At 66.8% G+C, this 26,051-nt stretch carries 28 protein-coding genes; 11 read left to right on the forward strand and 17 right to left on the reverse strand.

All coding sequences use genetic code 11. The features are described from left to right. Positions 1-69: 69 nt before the first annotated feature. Entirely contained in the window at positions 70-708 is a 639-nt protein-coding gene (locus tag AB0N05_RS22780; protein ID WP_364697602.1) for a TetR/AcrR family transcriptional regulator, read from the reverse strand. Between the two features lie 119 nt (positions 709-827). Here AB0N05_RS22780 and AB0N05_RS22785 point away from each other — a divergent pair, with 119 nt between their 5' ends. Genes AB0N05_RS22785 through yhjD form a run of 3 tightly spaced genes read left to right on the forward strand, consistent with a single transcriptional unit; the run spans position 828 to position 3,871 of the window. After that, entirely contained in the window at positions 828-1,766 is a 939-nt protein-coding gene (locus AB0N05_RS22785; RefSeq protein ID WP_364697604.1) for an oxygenase MpaB family protein, read from the forward strand. Between the two features lie 21 nt (positions 1,767-1,787). Then, positions 1,788-2,813, forward strand: a complete 1,026-nt coding sequence (trpS, locus tag AB0N05_RS22790; protein ID WP_364697605.1) for a tryptophan--tRNA ligase — start codon at positions 1,788-1,790, stop codon at positions 2,811-2,813. 32 nt (positions 2,814-2,845) lie between these two features. Beyond that, positions 2,846-3,871 carry an inner membrane protein YhjD gene (yhjD, locus tag AB0N05_RS22795; protein WP_364697607.1) on the forward strand — a complete coding sequence of 342 codons (1,026 nt, stop codon included), beginning with the start codon at positions 2,846-2,848 and terminating at the stop codon, positions 3,869-3,871. A gap of 22 nt (positions 3,872-3,893) precedes the next feature. On the opposite strand, the gene AB0N05_RS22800 is transcribed toward yhjD, so the two are convergent. The 3 genes from AB0N05_RS22800 to AB0N05_RS22810 form a co-directional block, all read right to left on the reverse strand. Beyond that, positions 3,894-4,340 carry a DUF6294 family protein gene (locus tag AB0N05_RS22800; protein WP_364697608.1) on the reverse strand — a complete coding sequence of 149 codons (447 nt, stop codon included), beginning with the start codon at positions 4,338-4,340 and terminating at the stop codon, positions 3,894-3,896. 101 nt (positions 4,341-4,441) lie between these two features. Continuing rightward, a complete protein-coding gene (locus tag AB0N05_RS22805; protein WP_364697610.1) occupies positions 4,442-5,740 on the reverse strand; it encodes a D-alanyl-D-alanine carboxypeptidase family protein in 1,299 nt (432 codons plus the stop codon). 135 nt (positions 5,741-5,875) lie between these two features. Beyond that, positions 5,876-6,547 (reverse strand): SnoaL-like polyketide cyclase, encoded by a 672-nt coding sequence (locus AB0N05_RS22810; protein WP_364697612.1) that lies wholly within the window; start codon positions 6,545-6,547, stop codon positions 5,876-5,878. A 208-nt stretch (positions 6,548-6,755) separates the two neighbouring features. On the opposite strand from AB0N05_RS22810, the gene AB0N05_RS22815 reads away from it, so the two are divergent. Together AB0N05_RS22815 and AB0N05_RS22820 are read left to right on the forward strand one after the other, a co-directional pair. Continuing rightward, positions 6,756-8,270 carry a DHA2 family efflux MFS transporter permease subunit gene (locus AB0N05_RS22815; protein WP_364697614.1) on the forward strand — a complete coding sequence of 505 codons (1,515 nt, stop codon included), beginning with the start codon at positions 6,756-6,758 and terminating at the stop codon, positions 8,268-8,270. After that, positions 8,260-8,877 (forward strand): TetR family transcriptional regulator, encoded by a 618-nt coding sequence (locus AB0N05_RS22820; RefSeq protein WP_364697616.1) that lies wholly within the window; start codon positions 8,260-8,262, stop codon positions 8,875-8,877. Before AB0N05_RS22815 ends, AB0N05_RS22820 begins: the two co-directional genes overlap by 11 nt. A 7-nt stretch (positions 8,878-8,884) precedes the next feature. Here AB0N05_RS22820 and AB0N05_RS22825 read toward each other — a convergent pair whose 3' ends face one another. Beyond that, a complete protein-coding gene (locus AB0N05_RS22825; RefSeq protein ID WP_364697617.1) occupies positions 8,885-9,775 on the reverse strand; it encodes a phenylalanine 4-monooxygenase in 891 nt (296 codons plus the stop codon). A gap of 280 nt (positions 9,776-10,055) precedes the next feature. Then, a complete protein-coding gene (locus tag AB0N05_RS22830) occupies positions 10,056-10,517 on the reverse strand; it encodes a hypothetical protein (RefSeq protein ID WP_364697619.1) in 462 nt (153 codons plus the stop codon). 122 nt (positions 10,518-10,639) lie between these two features. On the opposite strand from AB0N05_RS22830, the gene AB0N05_RS22835 reads away from it, so the two are divergent. Then, entirely contained in the window at positions 10,640-11,269 is a 630-nt protein-coding gene (locus tag AB0N05_RS22835; RefSeq protein WP_364697620.1) for a PadR family transcriptional regulator, read from the forward strand. A 16-nt stretch (positions 11,270-11,285) separates the two neighbouring features. On the opposite strand, the gene AB0N05_RS22840 is transcribed toward AB0N05_RS22835, so the two are convergent. The 5 genes from AB0N05_RS22840 to sdhC form a co-directional block, all read right to left on the reverse strand. Further along, positions 11,286-12,803, reverse strand: coding sequence for an alpha/beta hydrolase (locus AB0N05_RS22840; protein WP_364697622.1), 1,518 nt, complete (start codon positions 12,801-12,803; stop codon positions 11,286-11,288). Between the two features lie 115 nt (positions 12,804-12,918). Continuing rightward, positions 12,919-13,692: a succinate dehydrogenase iron-sulfur subunit gene (locus AB0N05_RS22845; RefSeq protein WP_364697624.1), complete on the reverse strand. Its 774-nt coding sequence runs from the start codon at positions 13,690-13,692 to the stop codon at positions 12,919-12,921. Continuing rightward, positions 13,692-15,461 (reverse strand): succinate dehydrogenase flavoprotein subunit, encoded by a 1,770-nt coding sequence (gene sdhA, locus AB0N05_RS22850; RefSeq protein WP_364697625.1) that lies wholly within the window; start codon positions 15,459-15,461, stop codon positions 13,692-13,694. Before sdhA ends, AB0N05_RS22845 begins: the two co-directional genes overlap by 1 nt. Before the next feature lie 15 nt (positions 15,462-15,476). Continuing rightward, the gene (locus AB0N05_RS22855; RefSeq protein WP_364697626.1) at positions 15,477-15,908 is read right to left on the reverse strand and encodes a succinate dehydrogenase hydrophobic membrane anchor subunit; all 432 of its coding nucleotides are present in this window, start codon (positions 15,906-15,908) and stop codon (positions 15,477-15,479) included. Positions 15,909-15,919: 11 nt separating this feature from the next. Next, positions 15,920-16,312 carry a succinate dehydrogenase, cytochrome b556 subunit gene (sdhC, locus tag AB0N05_RS22860; RefSeq protein ID WP_364697628.1) on the reverse strand — a complete coding sequence of 131 codons (393 nt, stop codon included), beginning with the start codon at positions 16,310-16,312 and terminating at the stop codon, positions 15,920-15,922. 301 nt (positions 16,313-16,613) lie between these two features. Here sdhC and AB0N05_RS22865 point away from each other — a divergent pair, with 301 nt between their 5' ends. From AB0N05_RS22865 to AB0N05_RS22880, 4 genes are all read left to right on the forward strand, one after another. Continuing rightward, positions 16,614-17,015, forward strand: coding sequence for a cytidine deaminase (locus tag AB0N05_RS22865; protein ID WP_364697911.1), 402 nt, complete (start codon positions 16,614-16,616; stop codon positions 17,013-17,015). Positions 17,016-17,058: 43 nt separating this feature from the next. Next, positions 17,059-18,345, forward strand: a complete 1,287-nt coding sequence (locus AB0N05_RS22870; protein WP_364697913.1) for a thymidine phosphorylase — start codon at positions 17,059-17,061, stop codon at positions 18,343-18,345. Between the two features lie 142 nt (positions 18,346-18,487). Next, entirely contained in the window at positions 18,488-18,760 is a 273-nt protein-coding gene (locus AB0N05_RS22875) for an excalibur calcium-binding domain-containing protein (RefSeq protein WP_364697915.1), read from the forward strand. Positions 18,761-18,869: 109 nt separating this feature from the next. Next, on the forward strand, positions 18,870-19,961 hold the full coding sequence (locus AB0N05_RS22880; protein WP_364697629.1) for an adenosine deaminase: 1,092 nt from the start codon (positions 18,870-18,872) through the stop codon (positions 19,959-19,961). A gap of 94 nt (positions 19,962-20,055) precedes the next feature. Here the strand turns inward: AB0N05_RS22880 and AB0N05_RS22885 are convergent, their stop codons facing one another. The 5 genes from AB0N05_RS22885 to AB0N05_RS22905 form a co-directional block, all read right to left on the reverse strand. Beyond that, positions 20,056-21,312, reverse strand: coding sequence for a primosomal protein (locus AB0N05_RS22885; protein WP_364697630.1), 1,257 nt, complete (start codon positions 21,310-21,312; stop codon positions 20,056-20,058). A gap of 26 nt (positions 21,313-21,338) precedes the next feature. After that, complete coding sequence (locus tag AB0N05_RS22890; protein ID WP_364697632.1) at positions 21,339-21,680, reverse strand: YbaB/EbfC family DNA-binding protein; 342 nt, start codon at positions 21,678-21,680, stop codon at positions 21,339-21,341. Positions 21,681-21,711: 31 nt separating this feature from the next. Beyond that, the gene (locus AB0N05_RS22895) at positions 21,712-22,053 is read right to left on the reverse strand and encodes a hypothetical protein (RefSeq protein ID WP_364697634.1); all 342 of its coding nucleotides are present in this window, start codon (positions 22,051-22,053) and stop codon (positions 21,712-21,714) included. Beyond that, complete coding sequence (locus AB0N05_RS22900; protein ID WP_364697636.1) at positions 22,050-23,246, reverse strand: C40 family peptidase; 1,197 nt, start codon at positions 23,244-23,246, stop codon at positions 22,050-22,052. Before AB0N05_RS22900 ends, AB0N05_RS22895 begins: the two co-directional genes overlap by 4 nt. 88 nt (positions 23,247-23,334) lie before the next feature. After that, positions 23,335-23,667, reverse strand: a complete 333-nt coding sequence (locus AB0N05_RS22905; protein ID WP_364697638.1) for a DUF2563 family protein — start codon at positions 23,665-23,667, stop codon at positions 23,335-23,337. Between the two features lie 151 nt (positions 23,668-23,818). On the opposite strand from AB0N05_RS22905, the gene upp reads away from it, so the two are divergent. After that, positions 23,819-24,442, forward strand: coding sequence for a uracil phosphoribosyltransferase (gene upp, locus AB0N05_RS22910; RefSeq protein ID WP_364697640.1), 624 nt, complete (start codon positions 23,819-23,821; stop codon positions 24,440-24,442). 60 nt (positions 24,443-24,502) lie between these two features. On the opposite strand, the gene AB0N05_RS22915 is transcribed toward upp, so the two are convergent. Then, positions 24,503-26,041 carry a phospho-sugar mutase gene (locus AB0N05_RS22915; RefSeq protein ID WP_364697642.1) on the reverse strand — a complete coding sequence of 513 codons (1,539 nt, stop codon included), beginning with the start codon at positions 26,039-26,041 and terminating at the stop codon, positions 24,503-24,505. Between the last annotated feature and the right edge of the window lie 10 nt (positions 26,042-26,051).

Genomic DNA, 26,051 nt, shown 5'->3' on the forward strand with positions numbered 1-26,051 from the left:
GGCCCACACCCCCTGTCGAACGCCCGAAGGCGGTGTGAGCCAAACGAATGGGGTGTGAACCACCACTAGTCAGTCGCGGAGGCGGGTCGCCAGGTCTTCGGCGAGCAGGACGAACACGTCGGTGGTTTGGTCGATGAGTTCGTCGCGGGGCATGTCGAGGTCGCCCTGGAGCCAGGAGGTGAGGGTGTGCACGAGGCCGCCTACGAGGTAGGTGGCGCGGAAGCCGATGGCGGGGTTGGGGTCTGGATCGGTGAGGCCGTAGAAGTCGATGCCCTCGGCGGCGACCAGGTGGGCGAAGGCTCGGATGGTGTGGGTGGTGCGGGTGCGGAGTTCTGGGGTCGAGGCGCTGACCAGTAGGGCCACTTGGGCTTTGCGGGGGTCGTCGGTGAGGACACCGATGCCCGCGGTGATGGCGGCGTGGGCGTGCGCGCGGGTGTCGTCGGCGGCGGTCTGGATCGCGCGCAGGATCGCGGTGGCGAGTTCTTCGGCGATGGCGTCGAACAGTGCGGACAGGACCGCGTCACGGCCGTCGAAGTTCTCGTAGTAGTAGCGCTCATTGAGTCCGGCCCCGGCGCACAGCGCGGAGACGGTGAGTTTGTCGATGCCCTGACTGCCGATGATCTCGAGCGCGGCATCCAGCAGTGCGGTTCTGCGCTGGGCGCGGCGTTCTTCCGCGGAGATGCCGCCATACGTCCGTTGCCCGGTCACGGTTCGATTCTGGCACGGACGCAATTCTGGTAGAAGGTCTTGCCAGAATATGTGATGTGGGGGACTCTGTAGCCAGATGGCTGTGGCCTGCACCACGGCCCTGTTTTCAGGAGACAACGATGTCTGCATCAGAACCCGGCTACTTCTCCGACGACTCGATGATTCGGCGTGTCATGCGCAAGCGCGCGGTCGGACTCACCTACGGGCAGCGTGCCCTGGTGATCGGCGCGGTACACCCGCTGCTCTACGTCGGCACCGCGGAGAACACCGAGCACCGGACCACCCCCTACACGCGACTTGCCTTGACCGGCAGGCTTTTCGAAGCCGTGTCACTGGGCAGCAAGGCCGAGGCGGATCGGGCCCGCTCGTTCACCCGCAAGAAGCATGCGACGGTGAACGGCGCGCTACCCGAGGACGCGGGGGAGCGGCATCCGGCGGGCACCCGCTACTCGGCGCACGACCCGCACCTCATGTTCATGACCATGGCCTTCACCTTCGATTCCGCCGAGGTCATGCACGACCTCCTGGTCCGCCGCCTCACCGCGGGCGAACGCGAGGGCCTCTACCAGGACTATTGCCGCTGGGGTGAGCTGTTCGGCATGCCCCGCGAGGCCGCGCCCGCCACCTACCGGGAATTCCGCCGCGACTTCGACGCCTACCTCGCCTCCGACGAACTCTTCCTGACCGAGGAGGCCGAGCTGGTCGGCGCGTACCTGATGGGCCAGCGCATCGCCAACCCCTTGTCGATGCCGGTGCAGCAGGCGCTGACCGGATTCAACCTGCTCGTGCAGGGCTCACTCCCGCCGCGCATCCGCGAAATGTACGGCCTGGACTGGGGCATTCGCGAGCAGCTGGCCTGCCGCGGCCTGGCGCAGGCGGTCCGCACCGCGCACCTCTCGCCGCCGCTGCTGCCCAAGCTGCTGCGCGGCCCGCTGAACGGCCCCAGCTACCCGCTCTACAAGCTGGCGACACGCCGCGAACAGCAGCTCGTGCACGCGGGTCGGCCCAGTATGCCGGGGGTGGATCCACGGAACTGGGTGGCGCGAAATTCGGCTTGATGGCCATGGGAAGATCGGAGCATGTCCAGTCCTGAACCAGCCGCCGAACGCAAGCAGCGGGTCCTGTCCGGGATCCAGCCGACCAGCGATTCCTTCCATCTCGGGAACTACCTTGGCGCGCTGCAATATTGGCCACGGCTGCAGGACGACTACGAAGCCTTCTACTTCATCCCCGACCTGCACGCCATCACCGTGCCGCAGGATCCGAAGGCGCTGCGCAAGCGCACCAAGCAGGCGGTCGCGCAGCTGCTGGCGGTCGGCATCGACCCCAAGCGGGCCACGCTGTTCGTGCAGAGCCAGGTGCCCGAGCACGCCGAGCTGACCTGGGTGCTGAGCTGCATCACCGGTTTCGGCGAGGCCAGCCGGATGACCCAGTTCAAGGACAAGTCGGTCAAGCAGGGGGCGGATAACGCCACCGTCGGCCTGTTCACCTACCCGGTGTTGATGGCCGCCGACATCCTGCTCTACCGCCCGCAACTGGTGCCGGTCGGCGAGGACCAGCGCCAGCATATGGAGCTGACCCGAAACCTGGCGCAGCGCTTCAATACTCGCTTCAAGAAGACCTTCGTGGTGCCGGAGCCGTACATCATGAAGGGCACCGCCAAGATCTACGACCTGCAGGATCCGACCTCCAAGATGAGCAAGTCCGCCAGCTCCGACGCGGGCCTGATCAATCTGCTCGACGATCCGAAGGTTTCGGCGAAGAAGATCCGCTCCGCGGTCACCGACACCGAACGCGAGATCCGCTACGACCCGGAGACCAAGCCGGGCGTGAGCAATCTGCTGGTCATCCTGAGCTCGCTCACCGAGACCCCGATCGTCACCCTGGAACAGAACTATCAGGGCAAGGGCTACGGCGACCTCAAGACCGACACCGCCGACGCGCTGGTCGAATTTGTCACTCCGATGCGCGCGAAGGTGGAAGAGTATATGTCTGACCAGGGCGAACTCGACCGCATCCTCGCTTCCGGCGCGGATCGGGCGCGAGAGGTCGCCAGCAAGACTCTCGCGCAGGTGTACGACCGGGTGGGCTTCCTGACCCGTTGACTCCTGCGCGCCGAGCGTCGCGGAGGTGCACGGTGTTCGGCAAGGTATTCGATCAGGTCAAGGCGTGGATCGAACGGGAGATCCAGAAGCGGCATTGGCTCGATCATCTGGTGCGCGCCGGAGGCCGATATCAGCGACAGCGCGGTGACTACTATGCCGCGGGCATTACGTATTTCACGGTGCTGTCGCTGTTTCCGCTGCTGATGGTGGGTTTCGCGGCGGCCGGTTTCGTGCTGTCGCGCGATCCGCATCTGCTCACCGAGATGCAGAAGAAGATCGTCGAGAACATTCCGGGCTCGGCGGGGGAGCAGATCAATGACCTGATCACTCAGGCGGTGAACTCCCGCACCGGAGTCGGCGCGATCGGTCTGGCCGCGGGAGCCTATGCCGGTCTGGGCTGGATCGCGAACCTGCGGGCCGCGCTCACCGAACAGTGGGAGCAGCCGAGCAAACCGGGCAACTGGGCGCTCACCAAGCTCTCGGATCTGCTGGCGCTGATCGGGCTGTTCTTCGCCATCGCCATATCGCTCGGCCTGTCGATACTGGCCACCAGCGGTCTCATCGAATCGCTGCTGAAGCGCGCCCATATCGAGCAGTCGACCTGGATCACCGTGCTGCTCATGATCGTGTCGCTGGTGCTGGCCATTCTGGCGAACTGGGCGGTCTTCGTATGGATCATCGCCCGCATGCCGCGCCATCCGGTCACCGTGCGCAGCGCGGCGCGGGCGGCGCTGTTCGCGGCGGTGGTCTTCGAACTGTTCAAACAGCTGGCCACGATCATCCTCAAGACGGTGGTGACCAGCCCGGCCGGTGTCGCCTTCGGCCCCATCATCAGCCTGATGGTGTTCAGCTACATCACGGCGCGAATCATCCTGTTCGCCACCGCATGGGCGGCGACGGCCTCGGAAAACGAACTGCCGGTGGATATTCCGCCGCCCGCCCCGGCCATTATCGAGACCCGGATGCTGGGCCCGGGACTCTCGGCCGGAACGGGGGCGGCGCTGTTCGGTGCGGGTGCTGTTGCGGCAACACTGGTTTCGGCGCTGCGCAAGCGCTGATCAGCACTGGAATCCCGCGCGATCAGCAGTGCGAGCGAATGTTCACGTGCTCGACGAGCGAGAAGAGGTTCTTGTCGAACAGGCCCGTCGCGAACCAGCGGTACTTCTTGTTCTTGGTCGACAGGTTCTGCGCGAACTTGCCCTGATCCTTGCCGTCGTACCAGTTGTTATTGAAGACGGTCGTCAGCACGGCATTATTGCTGTCGCGCAACTCGACCCACATCAGGTAGGCGTCCCCGCCGCTGGAGCTGGACACGGTGCCGTCGAAGGACGCGGTGCCATCGGAGTTGATGGTCCATTTCGCGCCGCTCTGCATGGTGCAGTCACCGGAGTGCAGGGCATTGAAGGTGAAGTCGAATCCCGTGGTGGCATTCGCGGTGCCGGTCGACACGGTCGCGCCGACCGTGCTCAGGGCCACGGCGGCCGCCGCCATCGCGGTGAGGCTGCGGAGTTTGCGGGTCGTTTTCATGAGGTCTCCTCAGAGTTCGGGGTAGGCCTGGATGGCTCACCCCTACTCTGCGGACACCCACCAATGAGGTTCCAATGACAAACCAATCGCCGTACCGTAGCTCAGCGGCGGCGGCCCAACCGGCTCGCGACCGCCAGCAGCAGCACCACCAGGACGAGACCGCCGCCGATCAGGATCAGCCGCGCATTGTTCCCGGACCCGTCGTTGTGTGCCTCGACGTGATCCATCGGCGGAGTCGCCACTGCCACAGCGGAAGCCGTGAGGTCGGTCGAGTTCGAATCACTGCCGGGCAGGCTGCCGACGCTCACCCCCGAGGGCATCGCGAAGGCGTAGTCGAGCAGTTTGGCGGCCTGCTCCCACGGCCGGAACGGCAGCACATCCGCCTTCAGAAGCGTCACGGCCAGGCGGTGCCCATTGCGCTGCGCCGCCGCCACGAAGGTCTGCCGGGCGTCGTCGGTGTACCCGGTCTTGCCGCCCAGCGCGCCGTCGTACTCGTAGAGCAGATGGTTGTCATTGGCGATCATGAAGCCCGGATGATCCTTGTCGTCAGGGTCTTTCGGATTCGCCGGGAAGCCAGGGAAGTCCACCTGCTCGGTGTGGATGAGCTCGGCGAACAGCGGCAGCGTCATGGCATCGCGGAAGATCAGCGACAGGTCGTAGGCGGAGGTGCTCATCCCCGGCCCGTCCAGGCCGGACGGTGTCGCCGCGCGAGTATCCAAGGCGTGCAACTCTTTCGCGCGAGCGTTCATCAGCGCGACCGTGGCCTCGTCCCCGCCGAGCTGGGTGGCGATGGCATGCGCCGCATCATTTCCCGACGCCATGATCAGCCCCTGGAACAGCTGCCGATTGGTGTACCGCCCGCCGGGCCCGATGCCGACCCGGGTGCCGTCGGCATTGGCGTCGTCCTGGGTCCCGACGATCACCTTGTTCTGATCCAGCTTGCGCAGCGCCACATCCGCCAGCAGCACCTTGATGGTGGAGGCGGGCCGATACCGCCCGTGCGGATCCTTGGCGAGGAGCACCTTGCCGCTATCGAGATCCGACACCATCCACGCCGTGGCCGAGATGCCCTCAGGTATGCGGGCCGAATCGGGCGGCACCACCAGACCGCAACCGCCCAGCCGTTTCCCGCCCACCGGCGGGTCCGGAATCGCCAGCGCCCCCGGCGTGGACTGCCCGGGCTCCGGCGCCTCGGAGGTGTCGATGGCTGGCGGCGGACTGGTCTTCTGCGCGCAGTCATCGGTGTTCGGCGTCGTGAACGGCGTTGTGGTGGTGGGCGGTTGGGCGTTCGCCGGACCGGGTGCGGGCGCGTAGGACCCGACCGCGAGTGCGGTGAGACCGGCCGCCAGAACGGCGGCGAGGCGGACGGGGGCGTGGCGCGAATGCCTGCGAATGCTCATCGCGCCCGAGAATATCGCCCCAATGCCCCAGCGGTGTGGAGGCGCCGAACAACCGCCCGTGACCAGCGAGTATCCCCCGACCTCAGGGCTGCGGGATCGGGGGACGGCGGTATCGAGAACTACTCGGGGCGAGCCCTATTCGGCGGTCTTGCGGACCGGGCAGCCGTGCGCCAGCGGGCCCAGCAGCTTGTTGTTGTCGTAGAAGTGCTCGAGCTCCAGGATGCGGAGGTCCTCGGAGACCTTGGCAATGGTGATGCCGGTCATCTCGATGAGTTCGCCGGTGGGCTCGTGGCCCTTGTACGCGCCGGTGTAGCGACCCCAGTGCCGCCATTTGAAGGTGACGGTCGGCGGGCCGGACAGCACTTCCAGAACCTCCCAGAAGAAGCCGCCCGGGAAGGCGGTGTGGAAGATGTCGTGCGAGGACTCGAAGGTCTCATTGTCGACGTCGTAGTACGGGTTCTCGCCGATCAGGATGTTGTAGGACCCGATCGAGGCGAACTCCTCCGCGTCCTGCCACTTGCCGCCATTGACCCGGCCGCGATAGTGCTCGGCCACCAGGGAGACCCAGTCGGCCGGATCCTTCTTGTGCGAGACCTCCATCTCGAAGACCTTCACCAGTTCTTCGACGATGAACTCCAGCGAGTCGGGCGCGTGCTGGGTGGTGCGCTCGACCGGCATGACGGTGTGGCTGAGGTGGTAGTCGGGGACATCACCGCGCCATTCCTCCGGTGCGGCACCGGCGATTACGGCTTCGCGTCCTTGCAGATGCAAGGGAGTCTGGACGGGTTCTGTTGCCTCAACAGTCATTTCACGCCTCATCTATTCAGACCCGTTGCGGGGCCTGCAAATTCAAAACAATCCGGATGAAGGTAGCAGTCGTCGTGGAGGGTGTCGCGACAAGTTCAGACGTTCGTCCAATTGCTGGATAGGTTCGATGACACGACAACGTTTGACATGATCTGTCAAATGGGAGACTCTCTCATTATCGAGTTTGATTCAACTGATTGGACCTGTCATGAATCCACCAGGCGCGCGCCGCTGGCTGGCCCTCGGCGCCCTGGCCGTGGCAATGCTGACCATCGGCCTCGACGTCACCGTGCTGACCGTCGCCCTGCCCACCCTCGCCATCGACCTGCACGCCGACACCTCCGCACTGCAGTGGTTCAGCAGCGCGTACACCCTCGCCCTGGCCGCCGTCATGCTCCCGGCGGGCGCCCTCGGCGACCGCTACGGCCGGAAGAAGTTCCTGCTCGCCGCCCTGCTGGTATTCGGCGGGGCCTCCATCGCCTGCGCCTTCGCCATCTCCTCGGGACAGCTCATCGCCGCCCGCGTGGTGCTCGGCGTGGCGGCCGCGGCCATGATCCCGCTCTCGATGTCCGTGCTGCCCGGCCTGTTCCCCGAACCGGCGCAACTCCGGCGCGCCATCGCCATCTGGGTCACCTCCACCGCCATCGGCCTGCCCCTCGGCCCGATCGTCGGCGGCTGGCTCCTGCAGAACTTCTGGTGGGGCTCGGTCTTCTTGCTCAATGTGCCGCTCGTCGTCATCGGAGCCACCGCGGTCGCCCTGCTGGTGCCGGAATCCAAGAGCGCGGCCGAGTTCCGCATCGACCTGCCCGGCGTCCTGTTGTCCGTCGCCGGAATGCTCGGCCTCACTTACGGTTTCATCCGCTTCGGCGAGCAGGGCTGGGGCAATGGCCCCGCCTGGGCGGCCGTCGTGGGCGGCACGCTGATCCTCGGCGCGTTCGTGCTGTGGCAGCGGCGGGCGGCCCATCCGCTCATCGACCTCGGACTGTTCCGAGCGCGCGGATTCCGCTGGGGCACCGTGTATATGGTGCTCGTCAACTTCGCCATGTTCGGTCTCTTCTTCACCATGCCGCAGTACTTCCAGGCCGTGCTCGGGACCGACGCGCTCGGCAGCGGGTTGCGCTTGCTGCCGCTCATCCTCGGGCTCGCCCTCGGCAGCCGCGTGGTGGACAAGCTGCTCCCCAAGGTCGGACTGCGCCTGGTGCTGACCTCCGGATTCACCCTGCTCGCCGTCGGACTCGGCCTGGGTGCGCTGCTCACCGTCGACAGCGGCTACCTGATGGCGGCCATTGCCCTGACCCTGCTCGGCTTCGGCATGGGCCTGCTCATGCCCGCCGCCATGGGCCTGGCCATGGGCGACCTCACTCCCGAGCGCACCGGCTCCGGTTCGGCGCTCATGCAGGCCTTGCGACAGGCCGCCGGGACCATCGGCGTGGCCGTGCTCGGCACCATCCTGTCCACCCAATACCGTTCCAGCTTGGGCGAACTCAACCGCGACCCGATCTCGGACGGTGTCAATGCCGGTGTCGGCGTCGCGCGCAAGCTCGGTGACCCCACCCTGCTCACCCACGTGCAGACCGCCTTCATGGACGGGATGAGCGTCATGCTCTGGGTGTGCGCGGCCATCTGCGTGGCCGCGACCGTGCTGGCCGCCGTGCTGACCCGGCAATCGCGGGTGGCGCGGGAGCCCGCGCCCGATGCTGCACAATCGGTTCATGCCGGCTGAGTCCAACCCCGCTCTACTGACCGACGAACCCGCGCGCCCGCCCCGGCCGACGCTGCGGGAACGGAAGAAGGAACGCACTCGGCGCGCCATTCGCACCGAGGCGTTCCGTCTTTTCCGGGAGCAGGGATACAACGAGACCACCGTCGAGCAGATCGCGGAGGCCGCCGACGTCTCGCCGAGCACCTTCTTCCGCTACTTCCCGTCCAAGGACCAAGTGGTGCTGGCCGACGACCTGGACCCCGTCATGATCCGGGCGATCGAGCGGCAGCCCAAGGACATGACGGTCCTGCAAGCCATCCGGCAGGCCACCATCGAATCCTTCGCCGAACTCAGCTCGTACGATTTCGGTTTCGAGACCGAGCGGACGGAACTGCTCTACTCGGTGCCGGAACTGCGCGGCGCGGTGGCCCGGGAATTGGAACGCAATATCGACCTGATGGCAGCCATAGCGGCCAAGCGGCTGGGCCGCGATGCCGACGACTTCGAATGCCGCGTCCTGGCCGGGGCGCTCACCGGCGCGATGCTGTCGCAGATCAATGAGGGGCCCTACGACCCGGACCGGATTCTGAAGGTGATCGACTTCGTGGCGAGCGGAATGAAGATCTGACCGCGGCCTAGGCGGATTGCACGCCGATGAGCTCCGCCACGGTGTCGTCGGTCATGGTCGAGAAGAACCCGCCCACCACATCCTCGATCTCCGAGATCGATTCCGCGCAATACAGAATCGGCTGATAGTGCGTGATGTCGTAGACGGCGGTGCCCATCTCGCGAATGTTCAATGGGCGCAGCTCGGCCTGTCGGAACTCCTCGATCTCCCCGAACGAGGACAGCAATCCGGCTCCGTAGCAACGGACTTCGCCCCGTTCGCGGACCACGCCGAATTCCATGGAGAACCAGAACACATCGGCCAGGAACTTCAAGGCCTTCTCGCCGGTGATCCGGGCGACGGCCGCGCCCACCTCCGCGTAGATGGCGGCGAAGCGCGGACTCGCCAATTGATTGGCGTGGCCCAGGATTTCGTGCACCGCATCGGGTTCGGGCGTGTACAGCGGCGCGGAATGATGACGAATGTACTGGGTGGAGTGGAAGATCCGGTCCGCGAAGGAACCGAAGAACTGCCGTAGCGGCACCAGGCCCGCGGCGGGCGCGTAGCGGAATCCGGTGAGCGGCACCAGTTTCGCCGAGACCTCGTCCAACTCCGGGATGTGATCCGACGGCAGGTCCAAGCGCCCGGCCGCCTCGATCACCTCCGCACACGCATAGCGTTCCCGCTTGCGCGCCAATTCGGCGGAGACGATCCGCCACACCTCTTGTTCCTCGCCGGTGTAATCGATGACGGGCGTCGGACCGCCGGGCCGATAACCCAGGGCGAGCGCGGCAATCGCATTGCGGCGCGCCCGATAGACCGGATCATTGACCCCGGGATGCTCGTCGCTGAGATGTACGGTCACATCTCCATCGGCACCCTTGGTCACCGGCGAGTACAGCTGAGCCTCGGTGAACATGACTCGATGCAATCACTGTGCGACGCGCGCTACAACGAACGCCCGCGCAACTGGTCAGATTGCCAAGCTGGCGGAGTAGCGCGGCGTGGCCGACGCCGTGCGACTCCGCTTCGGCTGTGCATCGAGCGCACATGGCTCGGCGCAATCGATCTCGAGGATCGGCGCGTCCGTCGTGGCCGAATCGTGTCGATCGCCCGCACTCGGGGCCGCGGGCATGGGAAAGGCCCCCGGCATTTGCAGATGCCAGGGGCCTTCGGAAGTGCTACTCGGTGCTCGTGGGTCAGCGCGGGGCGTTGGCCGGATCGATCAGGGTCGGGGTGCGGCCCTCCTTGCGGGCGCGGCGCGCATCCTCGAAGAACTCACGGGAGAACAGGGCCGACAGGACCGCGATACCCGCACGGTGGATACGGAATTCGCCGGAGGTGACCGAACCGGTGAGCCGGATGACCCGGCCATCGGCGTCGGCGGGCTTGGCGAAGTCCTTGACCTTGCCGCGGCCGGTCCAGTTCAGCTCGGTCTGGTCGATGACCGCGTCGTCCGGGACGAGCAGCTTGACCATGCCGTGGTCGAGATCGGCGTGCACGACGATCGGGTCGTCACCCTCGATCTGCGGGGAGCGCAGATCGATGACCATGCTGCCGTAGCGGGCCTTGATATCGAACTGCTTGGCATCGGTCCAGTCGCCGAGGCGCTTGGTGGTGGCGTGGTCGGTGTGGATCTTGACGGGAGCGGTGGTGGTCATTGCCTTTGTCCTTCTGGAGGTGGTGGTCGAGTTCGCCTGCTCCTCAATAGTGGCATGAGAACTAGTCTCCACGCAACTAGTTTCTGGGAATCTAGTTGTCGGGAATCTAGTACGATGAGGTCATGACAGCATCGGCCCAGTTCAAGCGCTCACCGCTCGCCATGGCGCTGCTCGGCATCCTGCATCTGGAGCCGATGCACCCCTACGCCATCCAGCGGCGCATCAAGGAATGGGGCAAGGACAAGGTCGTCAATGTCGGCCAGCGCGCCGGGCTGTACAAGACCATCGCCCGACTACAGGAAGCCGGGCTCGTCGCAGTCCGCGAGACCGGACGCGACCAGCAGTACCCGGAACGCACCGTCTACGAGATCACCGACGCGGGCCGCGCCGCCTGCGCCGCCTGGCTCGCCGAAATGGTCAGCACCCCGCGCAATGAATTCCCGGAATTCCCCGCGGCACTGTCATTCCTGATGCTGCTCGGGCCCCTCGCCGCGCGCGAGGAACTGGAGCGGCGCGCGAAAACCCTGCGCGCCACGGTGACCGAGATGGATGAGGACGCCGAGCTCGCCACCCAGATGCAACTCCCGCGCGTGGTGACCCTCGAAGACGAATATCTGCGCGCCATCGCCGAGGCCGAATTGCGCTGGGTGGAAGGCGTTGTCGCCGATCTGGCGGCGGGCACGCTCACCTGGTCGTGGGAATCCCTTGCTCCGCACCGTGATTCGACCACTGATGAGCCGTCTGAGGGGTAGTCGAACGCCGCGCGAATTACTGTGCCTCGCAGCGTAAATCGTCCGCGGGTGGGGTGAGGTCGACCAGATAGCGGGTGACCGGGTCGTCCACGCAGGGCACGCCCGTGGCAACCACGCCGTGCTGCACCCCCTGATAGCTGATCATCGCGGCCCCGAGCTCGTGCGCCAGGGCCAGCGCACCCGCGTAGGGAGCGACCGGATCGCCCGTGGTGCCGACCACGACCACCTTCGGCAGCCCGGGGGTGCTCGGCCGGTGCGGCAGCCATGCGGGGGCGAGCGGCCAGAAGGCGCAGACGTTCAATGCGACCTGAGCGCCATTGTGGCCGTCGTCCATCATCGGCGCGACGGCCTGCGCGCGCCGATCGAGTGCCAGCGCCTCGGCGTGATCGGTCACGCGCGTCTCCTCCAGGCAGAGCACCGCCTTCTGCTGGTCGCGATTCACCACCCCGGTCGTGAAGCGGTCCGCCAATGCCAAGAAGGTGTCGCCGTTCCCGCGCCGGACTTCGGTCAGGCCCTTGGTGATGGCGGGCCATCCGCTCGGGCTGTACAGCGAATTGACCACGGCGCTGAACGCGTCGAGGTACCCCAGCCCCCGGCCGTCGGCCGTCGCGGCGTGGTGGTCCTCGAGCGGATTCAGCAGGGAACGAAGGGCTTCCGTCGCCTGTCCGGCATCGGTGCCGAGTGGGCAGTCCGCCGACTGCACGCAGTCCGCGGCGTAGGCGTCGAAGGCGTGCTGCATGCCCGCCGCTATCCCGACGTCGTCCAGCACATCCGCGTCCGCGTCCAACGCACCGTCGAGCACCATGGCCCGCACCCGGTTCGGGAACATCTCGGCGAAGGTGGAGCCGAGCCGGGTGCCGTAGGACCAGCCGAGGAAGGTCAGTTTCGAATCACCGAGCACGGACCGGATCACGTCCATGTCCCAGGCCGCCTGGCGCGTGCCGATGTCCGCGAGCACGTCGGTTCCGGTGCGCTGCAAGCACTTCGCGACGAGATCCCGGTGCCGCTGCTCGGTGGCCGCGATGCCCGCGGTGGAGCGGTCCAGGTCGGCGTCGGTGCGTTCGGCCGCGAAGTCCGCGGCGGTGCGGCACTCCACCTTCGGCGTCGACGCGCCCACCCCGCGCACATCGATCCCGATCAAGTCGAAGCGCTGCGCCAGCGCCGACTTCGAGAGTCCGAGCGGCAGTTTCAGACCCGGCGCACCCGGTCCGCCGGGATTGGTGAGCAGCGATCCGACCCGCTCGCCCCGAGCGGCCAAGCGCGACACCGCGATCTGTGCCGTGCCGTCCTTCGGCTTGTCGTAGTCGAGCGGCACGGTGATCCGGGTGCACTGAATTCCCGCCGCCGACAACCCCTCCGAGCCCGCGAACCCGTCGCAGGACCCCCACGACACGTGCTGGTGGTAGTACCGGTCCAAGGCGGAAGTCGATGTGCCGAAGAGGATTCCGCATCCGGAGGTGAGCAGCAGAACCGCCACCAGGATCGGCAGCCGGGTACTGCCGACTCGCCTGGCTCGATCTTGTCGATTCGTCATCGACGCCCCCCTCGATCCGATCTCGGATCAATTGTGCCCGACAACGGCTGTCCGGCAACAGCAAAGGCCGCCTTCCTCAGAAGAGGAAGGCGGCCTTCGCTTTCAGGCTATGGAATCAGCGCGCGAAGAGCAGAGCGCGCTTGACTTCCTGGATCGCCTTGGTGACCTCGATGCCACGCGGGCAGGCGTCGGTGCAGTTGAACGTGGTGCGGCAGCGCCACACACCCTCGACATCGTTGAGGATGTCCAGGCGCTCACGCGCGGCCTCGTCACGGCTGTCGAAGATGAAGCGGTGCGCGTTCACGATCGCGGCCGGGCCGAAGTAGCTGCCGTCGCTCCAGTACACCGGGCACGAGGTGGTGCAGCAGGCACACAGGATGCACTTGGTGGTGTCATCGAAGCGGGCCCGGTCGTGCTGGGACTGGATGCGCTCGCGGGTCGGCTCGTTGCCGTGCGTGATCAGGTACGGCTTCACCGCCTTGAACGCGTCGAAGAACGGCTCCATGTCGACGATGAGGTCCTTCTCCACGGGCAGGCCGCGGATCGGCTCGACGGTCATGGTGAGCGCCTTGCCGCCCTTGGGCAGCAGGTCCTTCATGAGCACCTTGCAGGCCAGGCGGTTCACGCCATTGATGCGCATGGCATCGGAGCCACAGACACCGTGCGCGCACGAGCGGCGGAAGGTGAGCGTGCCGTCCAGGTAGGACTTGATGTAGATCAGCACGTTCAGGAACCGGTCGGTCGGGAGCACCGGCACCTGGAACTCGTCCCAATGCGCGCCCAGGGCGTCCTCGGGATTGAAGCGGGCGATCTTGACCGTGATCATGGTCGAGCCGTCCGGCACGGGCGCGGGCTTCTCGGAAACCGCCTTGTCGAGTGTGGCAGTCATCAGTACTTACGCTCCATCGGCTCGTAACGGGTCTGCACCACCGGCTTGTAATCGAGCCGGATGTCGGAGACGAGCTCCGGGCTCTCCTTGTAGGCCATGGTGTGGCGCATGTAGTTGGTGTCGTCGCGGTTCGGGTAGTCCTCGCGGGCGTGGCCGCCGCGCGATTCCTTCCGGTTCAGCGCGCCGACGACGGTGACCTCGGCCAGTTCCAGCAGGAAGCCGAGCTCGACGGCCTCCAGCAGGTCGCTGTTGTAGCGCTTGCCCTTGTCCGTCACCGTGATCCGCGAGTAGCGCTCCTTGAAGGAGTGGATATCGGTGAGCACCTTCTTCAGGGTGTCCTCGGTACGGAACACGCCCGCATTGGCGTCCATGGTGGCCTGGAGCTCGGTGCGAATGTCCGCCACGCGCTCGTTGCCGTGATCGGACAGGATCAGCGCCAGCCAGTCCTGCACCATCTGCGCCGGGTTCTCCGGCATCTCCACGAACTCGCTGCGCGCGGCGTACTCGGCGGCGGCGATGCCCGCGCGACGGCCGAACACATTGATGTCCAGCAGCGAGTTGGTGCCCAGGCGGTTCGCGCCGTGCACGGACACGCAGGCGCACTCACCGGCGGCGTACAGGCCGGGGACCACGTCGGTGTTGTTGCGCAGCACCTCGCCGCGGATCTTGGTCGGGATACCGCCCATCACGTAGTGACAGGTCGGCATGACCGGCACCGGCTCCTTCACCGGGTCCACACCCAGGTAGGTGCGGGCGAATTCGGTGATGTCGGGGAGCTTCTCCTCGAGCACGTCCTCGCCGAGGTGGGTCACGTCGATGTAGACGTAGTCCTTGTTCGGGCCGCCACCGCGTCCCTCGGCCACCTCGAGCACCATCGAGCGGGCGACGATGTCGCGCGGCGCGAGGTCCTTGATGGTGGGGGCGTAGCGCTCCATGAAGCGCTCACCGGACGAGTTGCGCAGGATGCCGCCCTCGCCTCGGACCGCCTCGGAGATCAGGATGCCCAGGCCCGCAAGGCCTGTCGGATGGAACTGGTGGAACTCCATGTCCTCCAGCGGGAGTCCCTTGCGGAACACGATCGCCATGCCGTCACCGGTGAGGGTGTGGGCATTGGAGGTGGTCTTGTACATACGACCCGAACCACCGGTGGCGAAGATGATCGACTTCGCGTGGAAGACGTGCAGCTCGCCGGTCGCCAGCTCGTAGGCCACCACGCCGGTCGCGATCGGGCCGCGCTCGGAATCGGTCATGACCAGGTCGAGCACGTAGAACTCGTTGTAGAACTCCACGTCGTGCTTGACGCAGTTCTGGTACAGCGTCTGCAGAATCATGTGGCCGGTGCGGTCTGCGGCGTAACACGCGCGCCGGACCGGGGCCTTGCCGTGGTCACGGGTGTGACCGCCGAAGCGACGCTGGTCGATCTTGCCCTCGGGCGTGCGGTTGAACGGCAGGCCCATCTTCTCCAGATCCATCACGGCATCGATGGCCTCCTTGGCCATGATCTCCGCGGCGTCCTGGTCGACCAGGTAATCGCCACCCTTGACGGTGTCGAAGGTGTGCCACTCCCAGTTGTCCTCTTCCACGTTCGCGAGCGCGGCACACATGCCGCCCTGCGCCGCACCGGTGTGGCTGCGGGTCGGGTAGAGCTTGGTCAGCACGGCAGTGCGAACCCGGGGACCGGCCTCGATTGCGGCGCGCATACCCGCGCCGCCGGCACCGACGATCACGACGTCGTAGCGGTGCTCCTGAATCGGTCGAGAGTCACTCATCGAGGTGGCCTGTTCCTAACTGATGTTGGGGTCGAAGGTGAAGATGACATACGTGCCCGTCGCCATGACCAAGATCATGGAGACGACCAATGCAGTCTTGAGCCAGAAGCGGGTGGAGTCCTTGCGGGCGTAATCGTCGATGACGGTCCGCAGGCCATTGCCGCCGTGCAGCTGGGCCAGCCACAACATGGTGAGGTCCCAGATCTGCCAGAACGGGCTGGCCCAGCGGCCGGCCACGAAGGCGAAGTTGAGGCGGTGCACGCCGCCGTCGATCATCAGCATGATCGTCATGTGGCCGATGACCAGGACCACCAGCAGCAGGCCGGAGGCGCGCATGAACAACCAGGCGTACTTCTCGAAGTTATTGCCGGAGGTGCGGCGCGGGGCACGCGGTGCGTCGAGGCTGGCGGGGCGGTCGTAGGACTTGCCCAGAACAGGTGCGGTCATGTCGGTCGCCCTCAATTCGTCAGCAGGTAGAAGAACTGGCGGCCGACGCCGGCTCCGGCGATCAGAATCCAGAGGGCGAGCACGATCCACAGCATCTGCCGCTGGTAGCGCGGCCCCTTCGACCAGAAGTCGACCAAGATCACCCGGATGCCGTTGAACGCGTGGAAGAGCACGCAGACGACCAGGCCCATTTCCATGAGGGCCACGACGGGGTTCTTGTAGGTCTCGATCGCCTGGTCGTAGGTGTCCGGGCTGACGCGCACCAGTGCGGTATCCAGGACGTGGACGAACAGGAAGAAGAAGATCGTCACGCCGGTGATGCGGTGCATGGCCCAGGACCACATGCCGGGGTCGCCTCGGTACAGGGTCCGCTTCGGCTTAGCCGGAGCTTCTAGCGTGGTCATAGCGTGCGGTGCCTCCAACGTCGTTGATGGACCCGGTCAGATCCGGCCGCAGAGCCGTTGGACTGTCGATAACACCTGCTCACGAGCGGAATCGACATCCGGTGGCAGTGCTGCAGGCCCGCTGTCGGGAACCTGGACCGATCTGTCATGGACTCTAATCCGTGGGTGTTGGCGGAACTAATTCGGCGTGCCGCTCGTTGGTCCGAATTGTTGTGAGTTAGGTTTGCCTTTCCTGATTTTCGAGGCCGAGTCGGACGGCTCCCGCGCGGGTTCCGCCATGGTCATGGGAGGATGGTCCGATATGTCGGATATCGAGTGGAATGTCCTGCGGCACAAGGCATCCGAAGTCATGCGAAATGCCTATGCGCCCTACTCCCGATTCCCCGTCGGGGCGGCCGCTCTCACCGCGGACGGCCGCATTGTGAGCGGCTGCAATGTGGAAAATATCTCATACGGTTTGGGCCTCTGCGCCGAATGCGTACTGGTGGGTAACTTGATTTCGTCCGGCGGCGGGCGACTTATCGCCGTCTCCGTCTGCGACTCCCGCGGCGAAATCCTCATGCCCTGCGGACGCTGTCGGCAGATCCTGTTCGAACACGGCGGGAACGAACTCGTCGTCGATCACCGCGGCGCTCCGGTCCTGTTGAGCGCGCTGCTGCCCGACGCCTTCGGGCCCGACGACCTGTCCGCCGGACAGCAGTAACCCACGAACTTCCCTCGGGCATGCCAGGGTTGGAGGGGTGACGGTGCATTCGGCGGTATCGGTGATCACAGCGAAGCGCGATGGCGGGGAGCTCAGCGACGCGCAGATCGATTGGGTGGTGGACGCGTTCAGGCGCGGGGAAGTGGCCGACGAACAGATGTCGGCGCTGGCCATGGCGATTCTGCTGCGCGGCATGACGCGACGGGAGACCGCGCGGTGGACGGGCGCCATGATCGACTCCGGCAAGCGGATGGACTTCCGCGATCTGGGGCGGCCCACGGTCGACAAGCATTCGACCGGAGGCGTGGGAGACAAGATCACCCTGCCGCTGTCGCCGCTGGTCGCGGCGTGCGGTGCGGCCGTGCCGCAGCTGTCCGGGCGCGGATTGGGCCACACCGGAGGCACTCTCGACAAGCTCGAGGCGATTCCCGGCTGGCAGGCGGACATTTCCGCATCCCGCATGCGGGAGATCCTCGCCGACCCGGCCATCGGCGCGGTGGTATGCGCCGCCGGAGCCGACCTCGCGCCCGCGGACAAACGCCTCTACGCGCTGCGTGACGTGACCGGGACCGTCGAATCCATCCCCCTGATCGCCAGCTCCATCATGAGCAAGAAGATCGCCGAGGGAACCGGTGCGCTGGTCCTCGACGTGAAGGTCGGGCGGGGAGCCTTCCTGAAGCACCTCGACCAGGCCCGCGAACTCGCCACCGCCATGGTCGAACTCGGTACCGACGCGGGCGTGCGGACCGTGGCGCTGCTCACCGCCATGGACACCCCGCTCGGCTGTACCGCGGGCAATGCCCTCGAGGTCGCCGAATCCCTGGACGTTCTCGCAGGTGGCGGGCCCGCCGATGTCGTGGACCTGACCCTCACCCTGGCGCGGGAAATGCTGGCCCAGGCCGGAATCGACGGCATCGACCCGGCCGACGCCCTCGCGGACGGCCGGGCCATGGACCAGTGGCGCGCCATGATCAGCGCGCAGGGCGGGGATCCCGACGCTCCGCTGCCGTCCTCGCGCCACACCGAAACCCTGTACGCCCCCGCCTCGGGCACCCTGACTCGGCTCGACGCCATGGACATCGGCCTGGCCGCCTGGCGGCTCGGTGCGGGCCGCGCCCGCCAGGGTGATCCGGTGCAGGCCGGGGCGGGTATCGAAATGCACGCCAAGCCAGGCGATCCCATCAAGGAGGGGCAGTCGCTGCTCACCCTGCACACCGACACCCCCGAAGCGATCCCGGCCGCACTCGAGCTGCTGCGCGACGCGTACACCATCGGCGAGGCCTCCGACGTACGAGCCCAGCCCCTGGTCCTCGGCCGCATCACCGCCTGACCCCCGGAGTTGCAGGCCTTCCCGACGGTTGCAGGCCATACAACCCCTGCAACTGTCGACAAGACCTGCAATCTCGATGGAGCGCGTGGTTCGAGCTGGGGCGCAGCCGGGATCGGCGGATCGGCCTACCTTGGGAACGGTGATGTATAGATCCGATTTCCGAGTACGGGCGTCGGTGGCGGCGGGGCTGGGCGCGCTGGCGCTCGGGTTCGCGCTGCCGTTCGCCGCCATGTCAGCCTCGAGTGCCGAGCCGCGGATCGACCCCAATCCGCCGACGACGCACTCCAAGCCGTACCCGTACTACAGCAGCTGTGCTCAGGTGCGGGCCGAGGGGAAGGCGCCGTTATACGCCGGTCAGCCGGGATATAACCGGCAACTCGACCCCGAGGGCAAGGGCGTGGCCTGCGGCTACTGAGTGACGATCACGGAAAGTCCAGCAACGCGCGGGCAACGACTCGCCTAAGAGAGGGTGGACACAGTCCAACTACGATGCCGCAGAACGGGAATGCGGCTACCGTTTGAACATGACTGGACCGACGCCCCTCACTCTCGCCTCGATCCGCCAGGCGCCCAAGGCGGTTCTGCACGACCACCTGGACGGCGGCCTGCGCCCCGCCACGGTGCTGGAGCTGGCCAATGCCTGCGGCTACGACCAGCTACCCGCAGGCGACGCCGAAACCCTGGGTAACTGGTTCCGGGACGCCGCCGACAGCGGATCGCTCGAACGCTATCTGGAAACCTTCGCGCACACCGTCGCCGTCATGCAGACGCCCGAGGGCCTGCGGCGGGTGGCGCGCGAATGCGCCGAAGACCTCGCCGCCGACGGCGTCGTCTACGCCGAGGTGCGGTTCGCGCCCGAACAGCACCTCGAAGCCGGGCTCACCCTGGACGAGGTGGTCGAGCACACCCTCGCCGGATTCCGTGAAGGCGAAGCCAATGCCGCCGCGGCAGGCACTCCCATCGTGGTCGTCTGCCTGCTGACCGCCATGCGGCACGCCGCCCGCTCCCGGGATATCGCCGAACTGACCGTACGCTGGCGCGATCGCGGCGTCGGCGGCTTCGATATCGCCGGTGCGGAGGCGGGCTATCCGCCCAGCCGCCACCTGGACGCCTTCGAATATCTGCGATCCGCGCACGCGCACTTCACGATTCACGCGGGCGAGGCCTTCGGATTGCCGTCCATCCACGAGGCCATTGCCTTCTGCGGCTGTGAACGGCTCGGCCACGGCGTCCGCATCACCGACGACATCACCGATTCCGCCGACGGCCCCAAGCTCGGCATAGTCGCGAACTATGTGCGGGACATGCGAATTCCGCTCGAACTGTGCCCGTCCTCGAATGTGCAGACCGGTGCCGTCCCCTCGCTGGACAAGCATCCCTTCGACCTGCTGGCGCGACTTCGCTTCCGGGTCACCGTGAATACCGACAACCGGCTCATGAGCGATACCTCCATGAGCGAGGAGATGCTCAAGCTGGTGCAGACCTTCGGTTATGGCTGGAGCGATCTGGAGCGCTTCACCATCAATGCCATGAAGTCCGCCTTCATTCCATTCCCGGATCGCCTGCGGCTCATCGACGAAGTCATCAAGCCGGGCTATGCGGTCCTGATCGGTTAGGGCCGTCATGATCGGATAAAGGCCGTAATGCAATTCGGGCCGCACCCGTGGGGGTGCGGCCCGAATTGTCAGAGCGAGAGGACTTCTGGCGAGGTCACTCCTGGTTGAGGCGTGCTTCGAAGGCTTGTTCCAGCGCCCGCCAGCCGTCGGCCTCGGCCGCGAACGGAGGGTTCGGGGCGAGACGCGTCGGGTCGGGGTTCAGCAGGTAGGAGACGTACCAGCCGAGCGGGGTGGAAACGGCGAGGGCGGATTCGACCGAGTCATCTTCGGCGTAATCGGCTGCGTCGGTGAACAATTCGACCGCGAGGTCGAGCTGGTCGGTATCGACGGACTTGGGGCCGCTGCCCAGATCGTCGGCCAGGCCGGGCAGGACGTAGACATTCTCGTCATCCACCTCGACCTCGAGCGAACCATCGACCGCCGCGGTCTGCACCTCGGCGTAGGTGCTGACCCGGGTCAAGTCGTGCTCGTGATCGTCGGCCAGGTAGCGGGCCAGGGCGCGCTCGGAGCCGAAGACGGTGATGGCCCCATCGGTGCCGAGGAAGATCGGCTCGTCGTCCACATAACAGCGCAGCGTGTAGACGGTGCCCTCGGAGGTGACGATCTTGACCGGGTCGATGCCGACCTCGTGCCAGAACGACAGCACCTCGTCCTCTTCTTCCTCTTCCTCGTCGTCGTCCTTGGTCAGGTCGACGACCTCGATCTCATCGTCGCTGTCCGCCGCGTCCTCGGCATCGACGATGTTCTCTTCCGCCGCAAGCAGTTCCGCCTCGGCGACCGCGACCGCGTCGGCGTCCACCTCGGGGATGGTCACCACCGAGTCGATGGCGTCCAGCACGTCGTCCCAGTCCTTGGCGATGGCCGCGCCGATCTGGTCCCAGAGTTCCTCGCCCTCGGGCCCGGCGAAGGCGTTCACGCCACCGGCGAGAGCGCCCAGCACCGGGTGCGAGCCATAGAACTTGGTGACGGTGTCGAGCTCGCACACGTCGCCGAGATTGCGAACCAGCTCCAGGGTGTCCTCGAGCTCGGAGACGACCTCGGGGTCCGGATCGTCGGCCGCGAGCTCGGGCACGCCGACCAGATCGAAGACGAACTGCTCCTCGGGCTCCAGTTCGGCAGCCGACAGACCAGCGATAATGGTCCAGGCCGGATGGTCGACGAGATCGTTCTCGGCATTGGTCCGGATGAACGCGGCGAGCTCCGCGACGGACTCGAATCCGTACAGGTCCTCCTCGTGACCGAGGAACGCCTGCCACTCATCGTCACCGTCTCGCCAGCGCGGTGCCCACAGGGTGACGAGATCGCCTTTGGTCAGGCCGAGCGCGATCGGGACGATGTCTCCAGAAGCCATGACCGGAAGCCTATCTAGTGGCCGCCTCAGGCACTATCCGGGTCGGCCCCAACATTTCCCGGAACATTTCCGGGGGCTAGTGAACGGTTCAATCCGGCGACGACCTCGGCCCTTTGCGCGCTCGCCAGCGCGGCCGCCTGTCCGCATGCCCACAGGATGAGCTGGGAGACCTCGGCCGGGGGCCGAGAGGTCACGGATTCGGCCAGCCATAGCCCCGTCAAGGCTCCATTGCCATCCACCTCGGCGGAGACCGAACGGTCGTCCGACGTGAAGCGGCCGCGCACCTTTCCGAGGCCGTACAGCGTGGCCTCCAGGGCCTCCAATTGCTCGGCGACGCCGTTGACCAGGGCATCCATTTCCGCGCTCATGAGTTCTCCGTCCGGGTGCGGGGAGTGGGAGTCATGCGTTCCGGGTCCAGCTGGTCGGACCGGTATCGGCATCGTCGAGCCGGTCGAGCTCGTCGACCGCGGCCTGCCGGGTGGGCAGGCCGAGCTTGTCGAGCACCTCGTCCGGCATGCCCGCCTCGGCCAGCTGCTCGCGGCGGCGGGACTTGGCGACCAAGGCGGAACGCCTGGTCAGCCGTAGAATCTCGTCCGCGAGAGCCTGTGCGCCATAACGGTATTCACCGCGCTCGAACTTGATCTCCACCGGCATGCCCTGATCGGTGGCGCGCACCGTCACCGTGCCCGCCCGATTACCGCTCGCCGCCACCGTCACCGGCGGCACCTGCGGGGCGCTCATGTGGTCGGCCTGTAGAACCCGAGGAAACGCATACCCATGTTCTCCGTTCGAATCGCACCGATCTGGACGGGGTTACCTGCCTCCACCAATTGGCCATTGCCGATCACCATGGCGACGTGGCCGTCCCACACCGCCAGATCCCCGGGCATCAAGTCCCCTGGACCGATCTGCGCGTGACCGTTCCCTTGCTCCTGCGCCAGCCGCGGCAATCCGACACCCGCCTGTGCGTAGGCCCACTGCGTCAATCCACTGCAATCCAGACCGGAACCCGGTGTGGTGCCACCCCAGAGGTACGGCGTCCCGACCGCGCTCAAGGCATTGCGCACCGCATCCGCGGCCTGCTGGTTCGGCGCCTCCACGGTACTGCCGTCGGGCAGCGTGAGCCGCACCCCGGTCGGCGAGGTGTGCGTGCCGGAGGCCGAATCCAGGCGGTGATCGCCGGTCTTCGCCGGAGACTCGCCCGTCGAGGCCGGAACCGTGAGCAAGCTGCCCATCAGACCCGACCCGGTTTCCACCGCCCGGCTGCCCGCGGCCGCGACCGCCGACCCGAACTGCTGCGGTCCGCTCGGCGTACTCACCGAGACCGGGACAACCGCCTGCGGATCGGAATAACCGACGCCGATCGGTGAGACGGGAGCCGGAGCGGGCGTCGGTGCGACCAGGTCGTTCATCGCCGCGGTCTGCGCCTCGAGCTCCGCCCGCACCCGCCCGACCACGCTCAGTGCCCGCCCGAAGTGGTCGACCGCGGACCCCACGATCGCGGCCACACCGGCCGGACTGAATCCGGCCGACTCGAACCCCTTCGCCTCGGCGAGGAAGGACCGCAGAATCTCTTCCAGGTCCCGCTGCCCGGCCGTGATCACCCCCGTCGCCCGATCCACCACCTCCGCCATGGCATTCCCGCGATCGGAAACCATTGCCGCACTGGCCTGCACCCGCATGGCCTTGTCCATGGCCGCATCCCCGGCGGGCCCGCGCCAAGCGCCGTACATCCCATTGATGCCGTCCCGCCCGGACGCGTGAATCTCATCGATGGCCGCCGACGCCTCCCGCAAACCCGCGCCGGTATCCCCAGCCATTCCGCCCGCGCCGAACCCCGCGAGCAGCTCCGCGATCGGCCGCGCCAGCGCCTCCACATCCACCGCCGCGGTCATACCCGCGCCCCCGCTCTGCTTCGATTCCCGCAGTTGCATGCCTTACCGACAGTTGCAGGGGTTGTAAGGCCTGCGACTGTCGATAACCCATGCAGCTGCCGAGGGCCGGCGGCGGGCTCGATGACATTCATGCGCTCAGCTCCTGGGTGGTGGGCAGGGCGGCTTGTAAGGCTGCGGCATAGGTGGTGTCGGTGGCGGTGTAGGTGGTCGCGGCGGTGGTGGAGGTGGTGCCGAGGGTGGTCAGGACGGCAGCGAGATCGGTGATCGAGGTTAGGTGGGTGGTGTGGGCCGCGGTGTAGGCGGTGAGGAAGTCGGCGCCGATGAGGCCGAGGGCGGGGGCGAGTAGGAGCGGGTCGGTAGCGGCGGCTCGGGTGGCGGTCGCGCTCAGGTGCGCGGCCATGAGTTCGGCCACGTTCGAGTAGGCGGCGAGGCCGTCGGGATCGATCGAAATCCTGTGCATGAATGCCCCCGTCATGCCGGTCGCTGGGTGATTACGTCCTGCATGTGATTGGACGGGGCAGGCCGGGATCCGGTTCCGGGGTTATCGGGATTCGCCCAGGTGGGAAATCGCTTCTTAACGTATTTGCGCTGCTCTGGCCTATCGTTTTCGTATGCGCACTCACATCGTGGATCACCCGCTCGCCGCAGCTTTGCTGACCACCATGAGAGATGCCCGCACCACGAACCCGACATTCCGGGCGGCGCTGCGCGATCTCACCGGTCTGCTGGTCTACGAGGCCCTGCGGGACGCGCCGGTCGTGAGGTTCCCGATCGCCACCCCCGTCGCGGCCGCGGAGGGCACCAGTCTGGCGACCCCGCCGCTACTGGTTCCCGTGCTGCGCGCCGGGCTCGGCATGGTCGAGACCGCCGAGAATCTGGTCCCCGACGCGCGCATCGGTTTCGTCGGCGTGGCCCGCAATGAGGAGACGCATCAGCCGACTCCGTACATGGAGTCGCTCCCCGACGACCTGTCCAGCACCCCGGTCATCGTGCTCGACCCGATGCTCGCCACCGGTGGTTCCATGGTCTTCACGCTGGATCTGCTGGCCGCCCGTGGCGCGCGCGATGTCACCGTCATCTGCGTGGTCGCCGCCCCGGATGGCATTGCCGCCCTGGAGAAGTCCGGTCACGCCAACCTGCTCGTCACCGCCTCGGTGGACCGCGGGCTCAACTCGGACGCCTACATCGTGCCCGGTCTCGGTGATGCCGGAGACCGTCAGTTCGGCCCCCGCTGAATCGGTGCGGGACCGTCGATCCGGACCCCGCGGTAGCGATTTCGGCTCGGAACGAAGAGGTCAGAGCTTCTCGCAGAACTCGCGGAGTTCGGCGAGTCGCTGTGCCGCAACCTTCTTCGCGGACGTGAGGGTCTCTGTGGGGTCGATGGGTGCGAAGGTCTCCAGGTAGCACTTGAGTTTCGGCTCGGTGCCGGACGGGCGGACCACCATGCGGAAGGTCGGTGCCTCGAAAACCAGTGCGTCGGTGCGCATCTGCCCACGGATCTGCAGCATGTCGGTGCGGGTGACCGGTTCGCCCGCGATCTCGGTCGGCGGTGCCTCGCGCAGGCGGGCCACCACCTTCGCGGCCTCGGCCGCATCGGCCAGGCGCAGGGACACCTGGTCTCCGGCATGCACGCCGAATTCGATGGCGTAGCCATCGAGTACATCGAGGAGGGTGCGCCGCTCGGCCTTCAGTTGCGCGACCAGGTCGGCGGCAAGCACCGCCGCCGAAATCCCGTCCTTATCGCGCACGGCCACCGGATCCACACAGTGCCCGATGGCTTCCTCATAGGCGTAGGCCAGCCCCTCGCCCGCCCGCGCCAGCCATTTGAAGCCGGTGAGCGTTTCGGCATACCGCGCTCCCCGGGCCGCGGCCACCTTGCTCAGCAGCCGCGACGACACGATGGTGGTCGCCACCAGCGCACCGGTTTTCGCCGTGCGCAGCACGAAATCGCCCAGCAGCACCCCGGTTTCGTCGCCGCGCAGCATGCGCCAGCCATCCGGGCCGGGCACGCCCACCGCGCAGCGGTCGGCGTCGGGGTCCACTGCGATCGCGACATCCGCGCCGACCTGCTCGGCCAGCGCCAGCAGCAGATCGGAGGCCCCGGGTTCCTCCGGATTGGGGAACGCGACGGTCGGGAAGTCGGGATCGGGCTCGAATTGCTCGGCCACCACGTGCACATCGGTGAAGCCCGCGTCCCGCAGCGCGGCCACCGCCAATTCGCCTCCGACGCCGTGCATTGCGGTCAGCGCGATCCGAATATCGCTGCGCGCCGGGGATTCCCCGCCGATGAGCATGGGCAGGTGGGCCACGCGGGCGAGATAGCGGCTCACGAGTTCTTCGCCGAATTCCTCGGTCGTGCATCCGGCGGGCAGCACCAGGAGGTTGGTGGCGTCGGGTGCGCTGCGCGGAATGGGTTCGCGCACAGCCTCTATGCAGCGTTCGATCTCCGCGTCGGCGGGCGGGATGAGCTGCGAGCCGCCGTCCAAGTAGACCTTGTAGCCATTATCGGTGGCCGGATTGTGGGAGGCGGTGATCTGGATTCCGGCGACGGCACCCAGCTCGCGTACCGCGTAGGCCACCACCGGGGTGGGTAGTGGTCGGGGGAGCGGTAGTACCGAGAACCCGGCGGCCGCAAAGACTTCCGCCGTTGCCTGGGCGAATTCGGCTGAACCGTGCCGGGCATCCCGTCCGACGATCACCAGACCGCCACCGAGGCAGCGGTTCCGGAGCCAGTCGGCGATACCGGCGCTGGCGCGGGAGACGGTGTCCACGTTCATGCCATCGGGGCCGTCCTGCAGTGGCCCGCGGAGCCCTGCGGTTCCGAAGCGCAGCATGGCGGCGCGG

The organism is Nocardia sp. NPDC051030 (assembly GCF_040683015.1).
Lineage (GTDB): Bacteria > Actinomycetota > Actinomycetes > Mycobacteriales > Mycobacteriaceae > Nocardia.